Annotated in this window: 11 protein-coding genes; 2 read left to right on the top strand and 9 right to left on the bottom strand. The window is 67.2% G+C overall.

What is annotated here, in order from left to right; translation table 11 throughout:
* Window positions 1–295 precede the first annotated feature (295 nt).
* The 8 genes from BMX85_RS13325 to BMX85_RS13290 all read right to left on the bottom strand — a co-directional run bounded on the left by BMX85_RS13325 (window position 296) and on the right by BMX85_RS13290 (window position 11073).
* Window positions 296–1261, bottom strand: coding sequence for a glycosyl hydrolase family 18 protein (locus BMX85_RS13325; RefSeq protein WP_090318555.1), 966 nt, complete (start codon window positions 1259–1261; stop codon window positions 296–298).
* Entirely contained in the window at window positions 1258–2520 is a 1263-nt protein-coding gene (locus BMX85_RS13320; protein ID WP_177196742.1) for a glycoside hydrolase family 18 protein, read from the bottom strand. Before BMX85_RS13320 ends, BMX85_RS13325 begins: the two co-directional genes overlap by 4 nt.
* Window positions 2521–2527: 7 nt before the next feature.
* Window positions 2528–3631 (bottom strand): acyltransferase family protein, encoded by a 1104-nt coding sequence (locus tag BMX85_RS13315; RefSeq protein WP_090318549.1) that lies wholly within the window; start codon window positions 3629–3631, stop codon window positions 2528–2530.
* Between the two features lies 1 nt (window position 3632).
* Complete coding sequence (locus BMX85_RS13310) at window positions 3633–4793, bottom strand: DUF5009 domain-containing protein (RefSeq protein ID WP_177196741.1); 1161 nt, start codon at window positions 4791–4793, stop codon at window positions 3633–3635.
* A 199-nt stretch (window positions 4794–4992) separates the two neighbouring features.
* The gene (locus BMX85_RS13305; protein WP_218147330.1) at window positions 4993–8178 is read right to left on the bottom strand and encodes a sensor histidine kinase; all 3186 of its coding nucleotides are present in this window, start codon (window positions 8176–8178) and stop codon (window positions 4993–4995) included.
* On the bottom strand, window positions 8156–8866 hold the full coding sequence (locus BMX85_RS13300; RefSeq protein ID WP_090318541.1) for a response regulator: 711 nt from the start codon (window positions 8864–8866) through the stop codon (window positions 8156–8158). Before BMX85_RS13300 ends, BMX85_RS13305 begins: the two co-directional genes overlap by 23 nt.
* Window positions 8867–9356: 490 nt before the next feature.
* Window positions 9357–10265 (bottom strand): DNA-binding protein, encoded by a 909-nt coding sequence (locus BMX85_RS13295; protein WP_090318538.1) that lies wholly within the window; start codon window positions 10263–10265, stop codon window positions 9357–9359.
* Between the two features lie 187 nt (window positions 10266–10452).
* Entirely contained in the window at window positions 10453–11073 is a 621-nt protein-coding gene (locus BMX85_RS13290; protein ID WP_229210438.1) for a PEP-CTERM sorting domain-containing protein, read from the bottom strand.
* A 202-nt stretch (window positions 11074–11275) separates the two neighbouring features.
* Between BMX85_RS13290 and kefC the strand changes: the two genes are divergently transcribed.
* Window positions 11276–13165: a glutathione-regulated potassium-efflux system protein KefC gene (kefC, locus tag BMX85_RS13285; protein WP_090318532.1), complete on the top strand. Its 1890-nt coding sequence runs from the start codon at window positions 11276–11278 to the stop codon at window positions 13163–13165.
* A gap of 485 nt (window positions 13166–13650) precedes the next feature.
* On the opposite strand, the gene BMX85_RS13280 is transcribed toward kefC, so the two are convergent.
* Entirely contained in the window at window positions 13651–15666 is a 2016-nt protein-coding gene (locus BMX85_RS13280; protein ID WP_143067971.1) for a putative bifunctional diguanylate cyclase/phosphodiesterase, read from the bottom strand.
* Between BMX85_RS13280 and BMX85_RS30070 the strand changes: the two genes are divergently transcribed.
* Window positions 15667–15855 carry a hypothetical protein gene (locus tag BMX85_RS30070; RefSeq protein WP_143067970.1) on the top strand — a complete coding sequence of 63 codons (189 nt, stop codon included), beginning with the start codon at window positions 15667–15669 and terminating at the stop codon, window positions 15853–15855.
* Window positions 15856–15865: the final 10 nt, after the last annotated feature.

The raw sequence follows: 15865 nt of genomic DNA, 5'->3' as shown, positions 1-15865 counted from the left end.
CGATTGAAGTCCATCCGACGGCGTGGCGGTTATTCTTGCGTTTTCCTGCAGCCGTGTTGCAACACTAACACCGCGCTCCGGACCGGCGCAAACCCCCGCGCGGAACCAAAAAATAGTTTGTAAGTGATTGAATCGATTGACTATTCATCGAATCGGCGGGGCGCGCTCTTACACTTCTTTACGCGCCGGTCCGGCCCCACCCCGCCGAAGCCCGCGTTGCTAAAGAATGCATGCAAAACCTTACAATTCATTACACAGTTCCTGTGCCGCCATTGCAACATGGGAGCCGAACCGCTCAGAGACCGGCCGCGCCGCGCAGCACCATCGGTCCGAGCTTGCGGGCGAAGGGCCAACCCTGGCGCTCGTCGGTAGCCACTTCCCAGTTGAAGGCGCCGCGCAGATCGGGGTGGCGGCGCTGCACTTCGCGCCAGGTGGCGGCGGCCTGCGTCTCGCTCATGAAATTGGGGGCGTTGTTGATGCCGAAGCCGACCACCACGTGCGCGGCGCCGAGCAGCTCGACCCACTGGTCGACGCTGGCAATCACGTAGGCCGGATCGGCCAGGTTGGGACCGTCGTAGTACTGCGGCGCGCAGTAGTCGAGGGCGCCGGCGCTCAGCATCTCGCGGCAGAAGCGCCGGTCGACGGCGCTCCACGGCGCCGGCGGCGCGCTGACGATGAAGCCGGGGTACAGGCGTTTGAGTTCAAGGCTGATCCAGATCATTTCGGCGGTGTCGGGACGCTGGTTGGCCTGGAAGGTGTTCCAGTCCAGGCCATCGAAGCCGCCGAACTGCCGGTGCAGCCGCGCGATGCTGGCGACGAAGGCGCGCGACTTGGCGCGGTCGGGAAAACTCATGCCGTTGCCGTCGCCGCCCACCGACAGGATGATCTTGCGTCCCTGTACCGCGCGCGCGTACCGCAAGTCGTCGCCGAAGTGCGTGGCGGCGCCGCGGCCGTCGCCAGGCGCCGTCCAATACACCGCGCCGGTGGTGCCGGGCGGCCCGCCCACCGGCCGCGCGGCGAACAGGTACAGCAGGCCGTAATGGGGATCGATATCGCGCACGCGCGGCGGCACCTCGTGCCAGCCGGGGTAGTAGCCGGCCAGCACGCGCGCGGGCAGCGCGCCCTTGCCCGCCTGGCCAGGGGCGCCCGGCATGGTGCTCGTGCCAAGTGTGCCCAATGCGCCCAATGCGCCCGAGACCGCTGCGGCCGTCGCGACGGCGGCGGCGATGCACACGCCGGCGGCCGCGCGACGCCGGTTCACTTGCGTACTGCTTGCATCGCGCGTGACAGCGAGAAGGCGGCGTCGTCCTGGTCCAGCGACCAGGACATCAGGCCGCGCAAGCCTTGCGCGCGCACGTAGTCCGCCTTGTCGCGAATCACGCGCGGGTCGTCGTAGGTCCAGAAGGTACCCTTATCGTAGGTCCACAGCTGCTTCGTGAGCGGATGATAAAAGGTGGTCAGGCCGCGCGCCGCGATCGTCGAATACTGTTCCGCGCCCTCTTCGAAGCCTTGCGCAGGCCCGGTCGCCGGCTGGTACAGGCCATTGTTGGCGGCGCCGACGCCGCTCCAGCCGCGCGCGTAGAACGGCACGCCGACCACGATCCTGGACGCCGGCACGCCGGCCGCGATGAAGCGCTTGACGCCCGCTTCCACGCTGCGCGGGCTGGCGTCGCCGCTGGCCGGATCGCTGTACAGATTGGATTGGAAGCCGGTCGGTCCCTGCTTGCTCCAGGCGCCGTGGAAGTCGTACGTCATGAGGTTGATCCAGTCCAGCGAGCGGCTGTAGGCCGCCGGATCGGTGTGGCGCATTTTCTCGTCGGTACTGTTGACGGCGGCGGTCAGCAGATAGCGCTTGCCGTTGGCTTTGCCCAGCGCGTCGAGCTGGCGGCGGAATTCCTCCAGCAGCAGCGTGAAGTTGGCCTTGTCGCCAGCCCCCGGATGCTCCCAATCCAGATCGATGCCGTCGAACACGCCGGCGGCGGCGCCGGCGCCGCCATGGCCGTCCAGTTTGGGCAGGTTGCCGCGCAGGTAAAGGTCGATGCAGGACGACACCAGCGCGCTGCGCGAAGCCGCCGTGGCGGCGCCGGCCGGGAACTGGTGCGACCATTCGCCGCCGCCCAGCGCGACCAGCACCTTGAGCGCGGGGTGGCGTTTTTTCAGCTGCGCCAGCTGGTTGAAGTTACCGGCCAGCGGCTGGCCAGCCTGGTCGGCGCTGCCGTCGACCGATTCGTCGGCGGTGAAGCGGCGCGCGTAATCGAGCGTGGCGTTCATGCCGTCGGCGACATGGTCGCTGTCACGCCCGCTGTCGCAGCGCACGCCCCCGTCGGGCATCTTGTAGACATTTTCGAAGGCGTACACGAGATAGGTGAAGCCGGCGGCGCTGCCCGAGCGGTCCAGTTGCTTCAGGCGGAAGCCCTTTCCCACGCTCCAGCTGGTGTAGTAGGAGCCCACTTCGGCTGCCGGCGCGGCGCCGGCCAGCAGGGTGGCGGCGACGGCCAGGCAAGATAAACGTGTACGCATGTTGTCCTCAGAGTTTGACGTAGATTTTTCGGCGATCCATCGCATAGGCCACCAGCCAGCACGCCAGCATGAACGCCACGGCGAACAGCAGCGAGGCGTCGAGCGGCGACGCCCACGACAGGAACAGGGTTTGATACAGCCAGCGGTACACCGTCTCGCCGCCCGCGTGCAGGCGCGCCAGCACCACCACCGCGACGTCGGCCAGCACGTAGATAAACAGCGTGTTCTTGCCGAACACCTCGAAGAAGTAGGTGCCGAAGCGCGCGCCGGCCATGTCGATCGCCGCCACCAGCGCGGCCAGGATGATCAGGTCCCAGCCCACGGTACAGGCGACGTAGCTGCTGGTCCAGAGCTTCTTGTTAATCGGCAGCAGCACATCCCATCCGTACGCCAGCAGCAGGCACGCCGCTCCGGCCGCGGCAAGCGCCGCCACCGTGCGGGGCCCCGGCCCCTTGCGCCGCAGCCAGACGGCCGCCGCGTAACCGGCCAGCACGTTGACGATCGACGGCAGGGTGCTGAGGATGCCCTCCGGGTCGAATGGGACGCCTTCGCCGCGATACATATGCGGCTCGCCCAGCAGCGCCAGGTCGACCTTCAGCGCGGCGTTGCCGGCCAGCGTGTAGTCGCCGAACGACGCCAGCATCCACCAGTAGCCGAGCAAGGCCACCACGCTGAACGCCAGCGCGCCGCGCATGCCGCCATAGCGCACGATCAGCGCGCCGAACAGGTAGCACAGGCCGATGCGCTGCAGCACGCCCATGACGCGGGTGGCGCCGAGCGGCGCCAGCGTCCATTCGGGCGTCAGGAACGGGAACCAGTACAACAGGTAGCCGACCAGGAAAATCAGCGCGCCGCGCTTGACGACGCGCTTGAGGAAGTAGGCTTCGCCGTGGCCGCCGAACTTTTGCATGCTCAGACTCAGCGCGGCGCCCACCACGAACAGGAAGGACGGGAACACCAGATCGGTCAGCGTGAAGCCGTGCCAGGCCGCGTGTTCGAGCGGGCCGTAGCTTTCGGGCCCGCCCGGCGTGTTCACGACGATCATCAGCGCCAGGGTCAGGCCCCGGAAGACGTCCAGCGCCAGGTAGCGTGGGGAAGCGGAATTCGACATCTTAGAGTTTCAGTTTGAAGTTATAGGTGTTTAAGACAGCCACCACGGCCACGACGACGGCGGAAAACAGCAGCGCGAAGGCGATCGCCACGGCGCCGTGCATCAGCACCGGCCACCAGCGCAGGTGCAGGTAGGCCATCAGCGTCGCCAGGATCACCGGCAGCAGGTAGGTCACCAGCGGATTGGCCGCCGCCGGCTGCACCAGCGCGGTCCAGCGGGTGGCGCCGCGCATCTCGGTCAGCCAGTACAGCAGCACGAACACGCCGCTGCACAGCGCGGCGCAATACAGCGCCCAGGGCGGCGTCGCGCCGATCTTGGACACCGGATAGAGGTGATGCAGCAGCCAGGCGGCCACCGCCAGCCCGGCCGCCAGCATCGCGCCCGCCGCCAGCCGCGGCGATCCGGCGCCGCCCCGCGAGCCGTCGAACAGCAGCAAGACGCAGATCGCCCCGCACAAGACGATCGAGGTATGGGTCGCGTGCATGGCGACCACGCCGTTGCCGCCCAGCGCGCCGCTGGCCATGAACCACGCCACGCACGCCAGCATCGCCAGCGCCAGCAGCGCCAGGCGCCCGCGCCCGCCAAGGTAGACGATGGCGGCGACCAGGTACGCCCAGCCGATGCAGCCGAGGATGCCCCACCACGACGTTTGCATCCACTCCTGCCCGTCGGGGCCGCCCCGGTACGCCAGCGCGAGCGCCACGATCGCCGCCGTGCCCACCCAGCGCAGCGGCCGGTTGCTGCGGGTCCCCCACACCAGCAGCGCCGCCGCATAAAAACACAAGGCCCACAGCGTGATCGGGATGCCCATCGCCGCTTCGTTGTAGCCCTCTTCGGTGTTGACCATGAATACGCCGATGACGATCAGGCCGAAGGCCCGCGTGGCGATTTGCCACAAGGTCTGGCGCGTGCCGCCGGCGACCGCCAGCCGGTGGTTCAGGCTCAGTGGAATCGAGGTGCCCACCACGAACAGAAAGGCGGGAAAGACCACGTCGGCCAGGCTCATGCCGTCGACCGAGGCGGCCATGTGCTGGATGCCAAACGGGATGCCGTTGGCGCCGGACAGGCAGTTCACGAACAGCATGACGAAAAAGGTCAGTCCGCGCAGGGCGTCGATGGCGACGATGCGTTGGCGCGGCAGTGCGGGATGGGCAACAGGCATGGGCGATGTTCTTTTTATCAGCATATGCAGACACTAGCATGCCGTCGGCCGCCCCGCAATGCGCCCCGGGGAGACTGTTAAGTCATTGATTATTAATGAAATTCGCTGAATCCGGCGGGCTGGCGCTTACGCTTCTTTACACAAGCGCGCCGGACGGCGCTGGAACCCGTGCGCGCGCCCGGGCGCGGCTCACAAATCGTTACGAATCAGTGGCGCGCGGCAGCACGATCGTGGCGATCAAGCCACCTTCGGCATGGTTGGCCAGCGTGAGCGTGCCGCCGTTGGCCTCGACGATGCCGCGCGCGATCCCCAGACCCAGCCCCAGTCCGGCCGCGTTGCGGGCCCGCCCGTGGTCGAGCCGCAGGTGCGTATCGAACAGTTGCGCCAGCTGTTCCGGCGGCACCCCCGGCCCATGGTCGCGGATCTGGATATGTACCGCGCCGTCGCCTTCCACGGTGGCGATGTCGGCGCCGCCGGCGTAGAACAGCGCGTTGTCCAGCAGGTTGCCGATCGCGCGTTTGAGCGCCAGCGGCTTGGCGCGCACCGCCAGCCCGGCCGGCGCGTAGCCGATCTGGTGGCCGGCCAGTTGGGCGCCGCGCAGCATGCGGCCGATCATCGCGTCAAGCCGTACCGCGGTGGTGTTCTCGTGGATGTCGCTGTCCCTGACCGTTTGCAGCGCGCTCTTGACCATCATGTCCAGGTCGTCCAGGTCGTCGTGGAATTCCTCGCGGACGGCGTCGTCGTCGAGCAGTTCGGAACGCAGCTTGAGGCGCGTGATCGGTGTGCGCAGGTCGTGCGAGATCGAGACGAACAGCCGCTCGCGGTCCTCGACGTAGCGCTGCAATTGCGTCTGCGCGTGTTGCAGTTCCCGCGTGCGTGTGCGCACCTGCACCTCCAGCTCGCGCCGGCGCCGCGCGTGCACGCGCTCGCGCGTGCGATGTCCCAGCCATGCCAGCACCGCCGCCGACAGCAGCACCGCCAGCCGGAACCACCAGCGCTGCCAGTACGGCGGCGCGATGTCGAAAGCCAGCGGCGGCGACGGCTGCCCCCACACGCCGTCCTTGTTGGCCGCCCGCACCTGGAACTCGTAGTGGCCCGGATCGAGATTGGTGTAGGTGGCCACGCGCTTGCTGGCGTCGCCCTCGGTCCAGTCCTGGTCGTAGCCTTGCAAGCGGTAGCGGAAACGGTTGCGCGGCGGGTCGCTGTAGTGCAGCGCGGCGAATTCGAAGGTCAGCGCGGCGGCGTCGTGATCGAGGCGCATCGCGGCGCCGCCGACCGGCAAGGCCTTGGCGCCTGCGCGCATCGAAGTGACCACCGCCGGCGGCGGATGGGGATTGTCGCCGATGGCGGCCGGATGGAACGCGGTCAGGCCGTTGACGCCGCCGAAGTACATGGTGCCGCCGACGTCCCGGTAAGCGGAACCGGAGAAGTAAAAACCCTCGATCATGCCGTCGCGCGCCGAATAGTTGCGGAACTTGCCGGTGGCCGTGTCCATGCGCGAGATGCCGTTGGCGGTGCTGAGCCACAGCGCGCCGTCGTCGGCTTGCAGGATGGCGCCGATGGAATCGTCGGCCAGGCCGTCGCGGATGGTGTAGCGGCGGAAGCTGACGGCGCCGCCGGCGCCGCGCACCACGCGGTTCAAGCCGCCATTGGTGCCGACCCACAGCGTGCCTTGCCGGTCGACGAACAGCGACTGCGCGCGGTCGCTGCTGATGCTGCCGACATCGGCGGGGTCGTGGCGGAAATGGCGGAAGCCGCCGCCGCCCGGCGCCAGCAGGTCGAGGCCGTTGTCGGTGGCGACCCAGATGGCGCCGTCGGCGTCTTCGGCCGTCATGCGCACCCAATCGTCGCCCAGGCTGGCCGGGTCGCCACCGTCGTGGCGGAAGGTGTGGTCCGGGCCGCCCGCCGCGTCGATGCGATGCAGGCCGCCACGGCTGCCGACCCACAGGTTGCCGGCGCGGTCGCCGGTGATGTGGGTGATCGAGCCGCTATTGGGGTCCGGTCCGCCGAAATCATGCGCGGTGTAGGTGCCGCGCACGGGATCGAAGCGTCCGAGCTCGGCGCTGCTGCCGATCCAGGTGACGCCGCGCGCGTCGCGGTACACCGCCAGCACGATCTCCTTGTTGCGCATGTGGCGTTCCAGCCGGGCGTCGCCGCGCAGCCGGGTGATTTTGCCGCTGGCCGGCTCGAGCCGGTCGATGCCGCCGATGCCGGCCAGCAGCAGGCCGTCCCGGCCGTCCCCGCTGATGCCGTAGACGCGGTTGTCGTGCAGCGTGCGCGGATCGCCGGGGATGTGGAAATAGCGGCTGAAGCCGCCGCTGGCCAGGTCGGCCCGGCGCGCGCCGGCGGTCCAGGTACCGACCCACAACGTGCCGCTGTGGTCCTGGAACAGGCTCGATACCTCCCTGCCCGCGCCCTGCTGCGGATCGGCCGGGATCGCGACGAAGCGGCGCCGCTCCGCGTCCCAGCGGTGCAGGCCGTTGGTGTTGGTGCCCAGCCATAGGGTATCGTCGCGGTCGCGCAGCAGCGCCGTCACCAGTCCCGGCGCCAGTCCGTCGGCCGGCCCGAACACATGGCGCGGCATGCCGGGCTCGCCCAGGCGCCAGCTGACAAGGCCATCCATCGTCACCAGCCACAGCACCTGCCGCTGGTCGATATGCAGTTGCTGCACCTCGTTGAGGGGCGCGTTCGGCCTGGCCGGCGTGTCGACGCGGAAGTGCTCGAAGCGGGCCGCGCCGGCGGCCAAGCGGTCCAGCCCCTGCTTGAGGCCCACCCACAGCGCGCCCTCGGCGTCGAGCGCCAGCGCGTTGACCTGGTCGTTGGCCAGGCTGCCGGCATCGGCGGGGTGGTGGCGCAGCGCCGTGTAGCGGCCGGATTCCGGATCGAAGTGGCGCAAGCCATCGCTGGTGCCCAGCCACAGCTGCCCGTAGCCATCGTTGATGATCGCCCGCACCTGGTGGCGCCGGGCGCGCTGCGGGCCGTCGGCGGCGGCGGGGAAGCGCGTGAAATCGCCGCTGGCCGGATCGAAGCGCTGCAGGCCGCCGCGCGTGCCGACCCACAAGCGGTTCTTCTTGTCCACGTGGAGCACTTGCACCCAGTTGTCGGCCAGGCTGCGCGGGTCGTTCGGAATGGCGCGGTAGACGGTGACGCGATAGCCGTCGTAGCGGCTCAAGCCGTGCTGGCTGCCGAACCACATGAAGCCTTGCTGGTCCTGCACGATGGCGGTGACGGTTTCCTGCGCCAGTCCGTCCTTGACGCTCAGTTGCTCGAAATTGAGCGTGCGGGGCACGGCGCCGGCCGCCAGGCAGTGGACCAGCCACAGGCAGCAAGCGAACAGTACGCCGCGCAGCATGCCGGCCGGCTCACGCCGGCGAAACGGCGACATCGGCCGAGAACACATAGCCGGCGCCGCGCACCGTCTTGATCAACGACGGCTGCTTGCCGTCGTCACTGAGGCGCAGGCGCAGCTTGCTGATCTGGACGTCGAGCGAGCGGTCGAGCGGGCCGGCGTCGCGGCCACGGGTTTGTTCGCACAGCACGCCGCGGTCGAGGATGTCGCCGGGGTGCTCGACGAAATACTTCAGCAGCTGATAATCCATGCCCGTCAGCGGCACCGGCGCGCCGGCGCTGTCGGTGACGACCCGCTCCAGCAGATCGAGCGTGAATCCGACGAAGCGGTAGTACCGCGGCGCGCTCTGGTTGTCGAAGCCCGCGCGCCGCAGGATGGCCTTGATCCGCGCCAGCAGTTCGCGCGGACTGTAGGGCTTGGCGATGTAATCGTCGGCGCCCAGTTCCAGGCCGACGATGCGGTCGGCTTCGTCGGAGCTGGCGGTGAGCATGATGACCGGCACGGCCGAACGGCGCCGCACCAGCTTGCACAGCGCGAAACCGTCGGTATCGGGCAGCATCACATCGAGGATCACCAGCGACAGCTGGCCCGCCAGGCGCGAGAACTCCGCTTGAAAACCGAGGCCGTCCTGCGTCAGCGTCACCTCGTACTGGTGCTTTTCCAGATACGTCTTCAGCAACGTGCCCGCCTTGAGATCATCCTCGGCGATCAATATCTTGCGCATGCAGTTCCTGTCCCGTGAATTCAGTCCGAATCGAATCCCCAGTATAAACACAAGGTGGCGGAAAGAAAAAGCCGGCGCCCGGCGGGGCACCGGCAAAGGGAGAACCACGCCACCGGGGTGGAGCGGCATGGTCCGGTGCCTGCCCGGGTTGCGACGTCGGGCGAATAATAACGGTATAAACCATATGGCGCATACCTTGAGCCGATTCTATCAGCCGCCGCATGGCACCGCTTCATGAACCCAAGTCATTGATTATCAATGTTTTTCTTGCGGCGCGCTAACGCAGGCGTTACGTTTCCTAACCAAGCCCGCCATGCCACGGGCGGAACACGTCCGCGCCGCCGCCGCTCCGCCCGCGACATGGGCGAAAACCTTACAAAACTTAACAAAAATCTTCCGCAGTTGTTGTTGAGATACGCCATTGGCTGGCGGCAGATAAGCCGTATCGCTGGATGGGGGGTGGGCGGGCGCCATGCCGGCTTCGGGTGGGCTATCTGGTTCGCTTGCTGGACCCGGCGCTGATTTTGTCGAGATACGCTTGCAATTGCTCGCCCAGCTGCTCTTGCGCTTGCACCTTGGCGGTGGCTTGGGCTAGCAGCAATTCGAATTCGCGCGCCCGCGCCTCGGTCGGCGCGAGTTGCGCCTCGGCCGCCTTTAGTTGCTCGCTCAACAGCTCGGCTTCCGCGATCTTGCCGACCAGTTGGCGCTGAAGATCGCCGCCATGCAGCTGGCCCGCCTGAAGCTGCTCGATCTTCTGTTCCAGCTTGCGGCCATTGGTCAGTTGCTCGTACAGTGACTGTTTTATGTGCGACAACTCGAGCACCTGCCGGGCGCCCTCTTGATTGAGTTTGTTGATTTCGTCTTGTTTGTCGCGCACCGCCAGTTGCTGCTGGCGCAGCTCGAGCTTCGCTTGCTCCAGCCGCTCTTTCAAATCGGCCACTTGCTGTCCGGCCGTACGGCGCGCGACGGTTTCGGTTTGTAGCGCCGCGCGCGTCTTGGCGTGGTCCGCCGTTTCGCTGTGCAGACGCATCTCCAGATCGCGACTGGCTTCACGGCTGGCAAGCAGCTCGCTTTGCAGTTGCTGAAGAGACTGCGCGTGGGCTTGTTCTCTCGCATCGAACGCATTTGTCGCCTGCTCGATTCGAACGTCGGCCTCCTCGGCGAGCCGCGCGGCCAAGCGTTCGACGAGGTCTTGCAGCGCTTCGCTGATCGACGCTTTTTCGCGACCGCCAGCGCCCTCCTCCTCGTCGAGCTCCTTGAGGTATTTGTGGATGGTGGTTTTCGACCCGGTGTTACCCAACGCGATCCGAACCGCATCTACTGACGGATATTGGGATTGGGCGAGCAAGCTATCCCGCGCCTTTCTCACATCTGATTTTTCAAGTCCCGACCTCGCCATATCGCCTCCAGATTATTTGATACTGTATTACATACCACGTAATTATGTACCATCATCCCGGCAGAGGCAAACGATTTTAGTCTTATCCGGCGAGAGCGATGACCCGCCCGATCGCCGCGCCGGGAACATGCCGGCGGGCGTAGCGCTGCAACCGGGTTGGCGAATTGCTGATGCAGCGATGGAGACATCAGCCCTCGCCGCGTGCGCGGCGGCGTGCCACCATCCCCAGCATACCCAGGCCAGCCACTAGCATGCCATAGGTCGCCGGTTCGGGCACGGCCGTCACGTTGATGTTGGCGTTCGGCGCGAAGTCCGCCAAGCGACCCAACCCGGCGACATTGGAGTCGATCGACCACACGGTCCAGGTGTAATCCTTGAACGCCAGGCCGTTCGATGGCAGCAGCGACGCCGACACGGTGGCGAAAATGCGGTTGCCGACGATTTGCTCGGTAATAGGGGTCGCGCCGACGCCCGCCGTGCCGTTGGCGCGCAGGGTCACGGTCCGGTTGAACACCGCGCCCGGCAGGCCGACCGACGTGAACGGCGCGGCGGTCGTACCGCCCGCGTCGAGGCCGAAGACGTAGGCCGCGCCGTTGACGCCGGCGATGGCGCCCGCCGCCGTGGTGCTGAACACGAATTCGTTGGTGGCGGCGTTGAAGCTGACGTCGGCCGACAGCACGTCGAAGGCGGCGTCGCGGCTGCCGGTGTAGCCGGCCAGGAAATCGCCGGCAGCGTCGGTCACGGCGTGGGCATTCGCAGCCAGGGCCAGCGCGGCCACGGTCAGGGTCTTGTTTAACAGCTTTTTCATCGTTGTCATCCTCGTAGTTGTGATTGGCGCCGGTTGGCTGCCTACCGTAGATTCCCGGTGAACTACCAATAGTTCAAAAAACTTGGCATTTTTTTACGGTGACGCCCCTCTCCATTTCAGGTGGTGGACGGCACGGGGCGCCGGATGAGATACTCGCAAGCTCGATAACCGGCTCCGGCAGCGGCGCGCACAATGGGACCTTATGGCACACGGCTTTCTCTTACACATGGTGTTTTATCTGGTCGCGGCCGTGGTGCTGGTGCCGCTGGCCAAGCGGGCCGGCATGGGCGCGGTGCTCGGCTATCTGACCGCCGGCGCCCTGATCGGCCCGTGGGGCCTGTCGCTGATCGGCAATGTCGAGGATGTGCTGAGCGTGTCGGAGTTCGGCGTGGTGCTGATGCTGTTCCTGATCGGCCTGGAACTGGAGCCGAAAAAGCTGTGGTCGCTGCGCCGGCCCATCTTCGGCTGGGGCGGCGTGCAGGTGCTGATCGTCGGCACGGCGCTGACGGCGGCGGCCATGGCGTTCGGCGTCGACTGGAAAATCGCGCTGGTCGCCGGCCTCGGCATGTCGCTGTCGTCGACCGCCATCGTACTGGCCACCCTGGGCGAGCGCAAACTGATGCCCAGCCCGGCCGGCGCGGCGAGCTTCTCCATTTTGCTGTTCCAGGATATCGCGGCGATCCCGATGATCGCGCTGGTGCCTTTGCTGGCCGGCGTGGCCGCCGAGCATACCGGCGGCGGCTGGATGCGGGCGGTCAAGCTGGTTGCGGTGCTGCTGACCTTGGTCGCCTTCGGCCGCTGCCTGGTCAACCCGGTGATGCGTTTCCTGGCGCGCACCGGCCTGCGCGAGCTGTTCACCGCCTTCGCGCTGCTGCTGGTCATCGGCATCTGTCTGCTGATGGAATCGGTCGGGCTGTCGCTGGCGCTGGGCACGTTCACCGCCGGCGTGCTGCTGGCCGACTCCGAATACCGTCACCAGCTGGTCAGCGACCTGGAGCCGTTCAAGGGGCTGCTGCTCGGCCTGTTCTTCATGGCGGTGGGCATGTCGGCCGATTTCGGCGTGCTGCTGGCCCAACCGCTGCTGGTGGTGGGGTTGGCCTGCGGCCTGCTGCTGCTCAAGGGCGGCCTGCTGTACGGCATGTCGTTCTGGTTCGACATTCCACGCGGCCAGCGCCTGTTCTTCGCGCTGCTGATGTCGCAGGGCGGCGAATTCGCCTTCGTGGTGTTCGGAACGGCCGTCGAAGCGCGGGTGCTGGCGCCGGAGACCTCGGCCATGCTGGTGATGGTGGTGACGTTGTCGATGGTGGCCACGCCGCTGTTGCTGCTGCTGTACGACACGCTGGCGGCGCCGCGCCTGCGCACGGCGAAAAAGAAACGCGAAGCGGACCGGATCACCGTCGAGCATCCGGTGATCATCGCCGGCTTCGGCCGCTTCGGCCAGATCATCGGCCGCCTGCTGTCGGCCAACCGCATCGGCGTGACGGTGCTCGACCACGACCCCGACCAGATCGAACTGCTGCGCAAGTTCGGCTACGAAGTGTACTACGGCGACGCCACCCGCATCGACCTGCTGGAGGCGGCCGGCATCGGCAAGGCCACCACGTTGGTGATCGCGATCGACGCCGTCGACGACAGCCTGGCGCTGGTCGACGCGGTGCGCGAGCGCTACCCGTCGCTGACGATCCTGGCGCGGGCGCGCAACGTCACGCACTATTACGAACTGCTGGACCGTGGCGTCACGCTGATCGAGCGCGAAACGTTCGAAGCGTCGCTGCAGCTGGGTGCCAAGGTGCTGCAGCAGCTCGGCTTCGCCGCCGAGCGCGCCGAGCACGCCGCGCGCACCTTCCGGACGCACAACCTCAAGATGTTAATGGAAGTCTACCCGCACCAACAAGACCAGGACGAAATGGTCTCGCTCACGCGCAAGGGCAGGCTCGAGCTGGAAGAAATGTTCGCCGGCGACGCCGCCGCCTTCAAAACCGCCGAACACCGCACACCGGGGTCAAGTCTGACATTCGGACACGAGCCCGACGGCAAAAACCAACCGGGGTCAGTGCCGACATTCGGACACGAGCCCGAGGGCAAGCCGTAGCCCTCATCTCGTGTCCGGATGTCGGCACCGCCCCAGAGGTGTGTTAGCGCTCAGGTCGTGTCCGAATGTCGGCACTGACCCCGGTGTTGTTGTTTAGCAGCAGGAACCTTTTGGGCGCTTGTTGTCGGAACACCCGGCAGCGGCGACACCACGAACAAATCGCCCCGGCCCGGGCCGATCGGGTTGCCGTACGGGTCGATGGGCGTGATGACCAGCGTGCCTTCGCGGCCATCGGGGCCGTCGTTGCCGCACACCACGGTGCAGCCGGGTCGACGTCGAAGCCCGACGCCTGGGTGACGGTGCGTCCGTCGTTGATGATGCGGCCGATACGATGAGCCATGATGTTCTCCCTGGAGGAATGGCGCCGTGTACGCTCCTATTGGACGGCCGCGCCCGCGATCGCGCGCTCGACCATCAACGACCGGTTACGGTACATCAAAGGAGCACGTCCGGGGAGGACGCGCGAGTAACGTCAGACGAGAACGTTAGAGGAGAACAGCCGGCGCCGCCGCCGTCACGGTGGCCGCGCCGTCCCGCCGCGCGAACAGCGGCAGCGCCGCCGCGCCGACCGGCCGCGAGATATGGTATCCCTGCAAGTAATGGCAACCCATGGCTTCGAGCGCGCGCGCCTGCCCGGCCGTTTCCACGCCTTCGGCGACCAGTTGCAGGCCCAGGCTTTTGCCCATGGCGATGATGGTGGCCACCAGCGCGTTGCTGCGCGGGCTGTCCACCATGTCGGTGACGAAGGCGCGGTCGATCTTGAGCGTGTTGATCTGGAACTGGGTCAGGTAGCTCAGCGACGAATAGCCGGTGCCGAAATCGTCGAGCGACAGGCTGACGCCAAGCGCGCGCAACCTGCCGAGCGCGTCCCGGACCTGCGCGCCGTCGCTGATGAGCACGCGTTCGGTCAGCTCGAGCTCCAGCCGCCCCGGCGCCAGGCCGTTGGCCGACAAGGCCCGTTCCACCAGCCCGATGAAGGCCGGGTCGAGCAACTGCCGCGCGGAGACGTTGATGCTGACCACCAGCTGCGGCAGGCTGTCGCGCCAGCCCGCCAACTGGCGGCACGCCTCGTCGAGCACCCACGCCCCCAGTTCGATGATCAGGCCGCTGTCCTCGGCCACCGGGATGAAGCGGTCCGGCCCGATCGCGCCCAGCGAGGCGCTGTGCCAGCGCAGCAGCGCCTCGGCCTTGTCCATGCCGCCGCTGGCGGCGTCGACGATCGGCTGGTACACCAAGCTGAGCTCGCCGGCCTGGATGGCCCCGCGCAGCGCGCCGTCGATCACCAGCGCGTCGCGCGCGTAGGCGCTCATGGCCGGATCGAAGAAGCGCAGCTCGCCCCTGCCCGATTTCTTGACGTCGTGCATGGCGATGTCGGCGTTGCGGGTCAGCGCGTCGGCGTCGCCGCCGTCGCCGGGATAACACGCCACGCCGATGCTGGCCGACACGGTGATCAGTTGCGGCGACAGCTGGAAGCCGTTGTTCAGCGCGCGCAGGATCTGCTGCCCGCGGGCGGTCGCCGCGGCGGCGACGTCGGCCAGCGGCAGGTCTTGCAGCACCACGATGAACTCGTCGCCGCCGAAGCGGGCCAGCAGGTCGCCGTCGCGCGCCATGCCGCGCAGCAGCTGCGCCATCTGGATCAGCAACTGGTCGCCGGCGCCATGGCCGAAGCTGTCGTTGACCCGCTTGAACTTGTCGATGTCGACGAACAGCACCGCGCAGCCGCTGCCTTCGGCCCGCGCCTGCGCCAGCGCGGCGGCCAGCCGCCCCGACAAGCCATGCCGGTTCAGCAGGCCGGTGACGCTGTCGAAGTTCGCGGCGCGCTGCAGCAGGTCGTCGTTGTTCTTGCGCTCGGTGATGTCCATCACCAGCATCATGCAGTGCAACTGGCCGCGCTCGTAGTGCGGCGAGGCGATCAGCTCGAGCGGCAATGCGCGGCCGCCGACGTCGACGACCACCGTTTCGACATGCGGATAGCGGGCGGCGTCGGCGAAACGCTGGAAGTGGGCGGCCACGCCCCGGCGACCGACCGACGGCAGCCAATCGACGATGCGGGTGCCGAGCAGCTGCTTGACGCCCGGCGCGCCCAGCAGGCGGGCGCAGCTCTCGTTGGCGGAGCGGATGCGGCCGTTGCGGTCGTACACCAGGAAACCCTTGCTCAGGCTGTCGATCGCGCGCGTATAGCGCTTCTGTATCTTTTCCTGCACCGCGTGGATCAGGCACAACATCGAGCTGGCCTTGATCACGAACGACCAGATAAACCAGACTTCGAACGCGGTCGGCACCAGGTCCATGCCGTTGGCAAGGTTGAACACGCCGCGCGCCACCAGTATCAGGCCCAGCAAGCGGTATTGGTTGCGCTTGCCCGCCAGCCGCCAGCCGACCCAGAGGAACGTCAGGCCATAGGCGAAGGCGGTGATGGTCTCGACCGACCGCTCCAGCGTGGTCCACGCCGCGTAGGCGGCGCAGCCGAACAGCACGAACGACAACCCGGCGACACGCATGTGGCGGCGTTTGAGATTACCAAGGAAAAATTCGGTGCGACCCAGAACCCGGCCACGCTGACCGCCAGTGTAGCGGCCGCCAGCGCGTGGCGCGGCCAGTCCGGCGGCGCCACGTACCAAACAACAGTGCCGGCGGTCATCGCCAGCTGGCCCGCCGCCCAGGCGATCGCCTGCTTTTCGTCGCTATGACGCCACCACA

It is taken from the genome of Duganella sp. CF517, assembly GCF_900110275.1.
In the GTDB taxonomy this organism is placed as follows: Bacteria; Pseudomonadota; Gammaproteobacteria; order Burkholderiales; family Burkholderiaceae_D; genus Rugamonas.
Note: the sequence above shows the minus strand (reverse complement) of the source record. Positions and strands in the feature narration are given on the sequence as shown.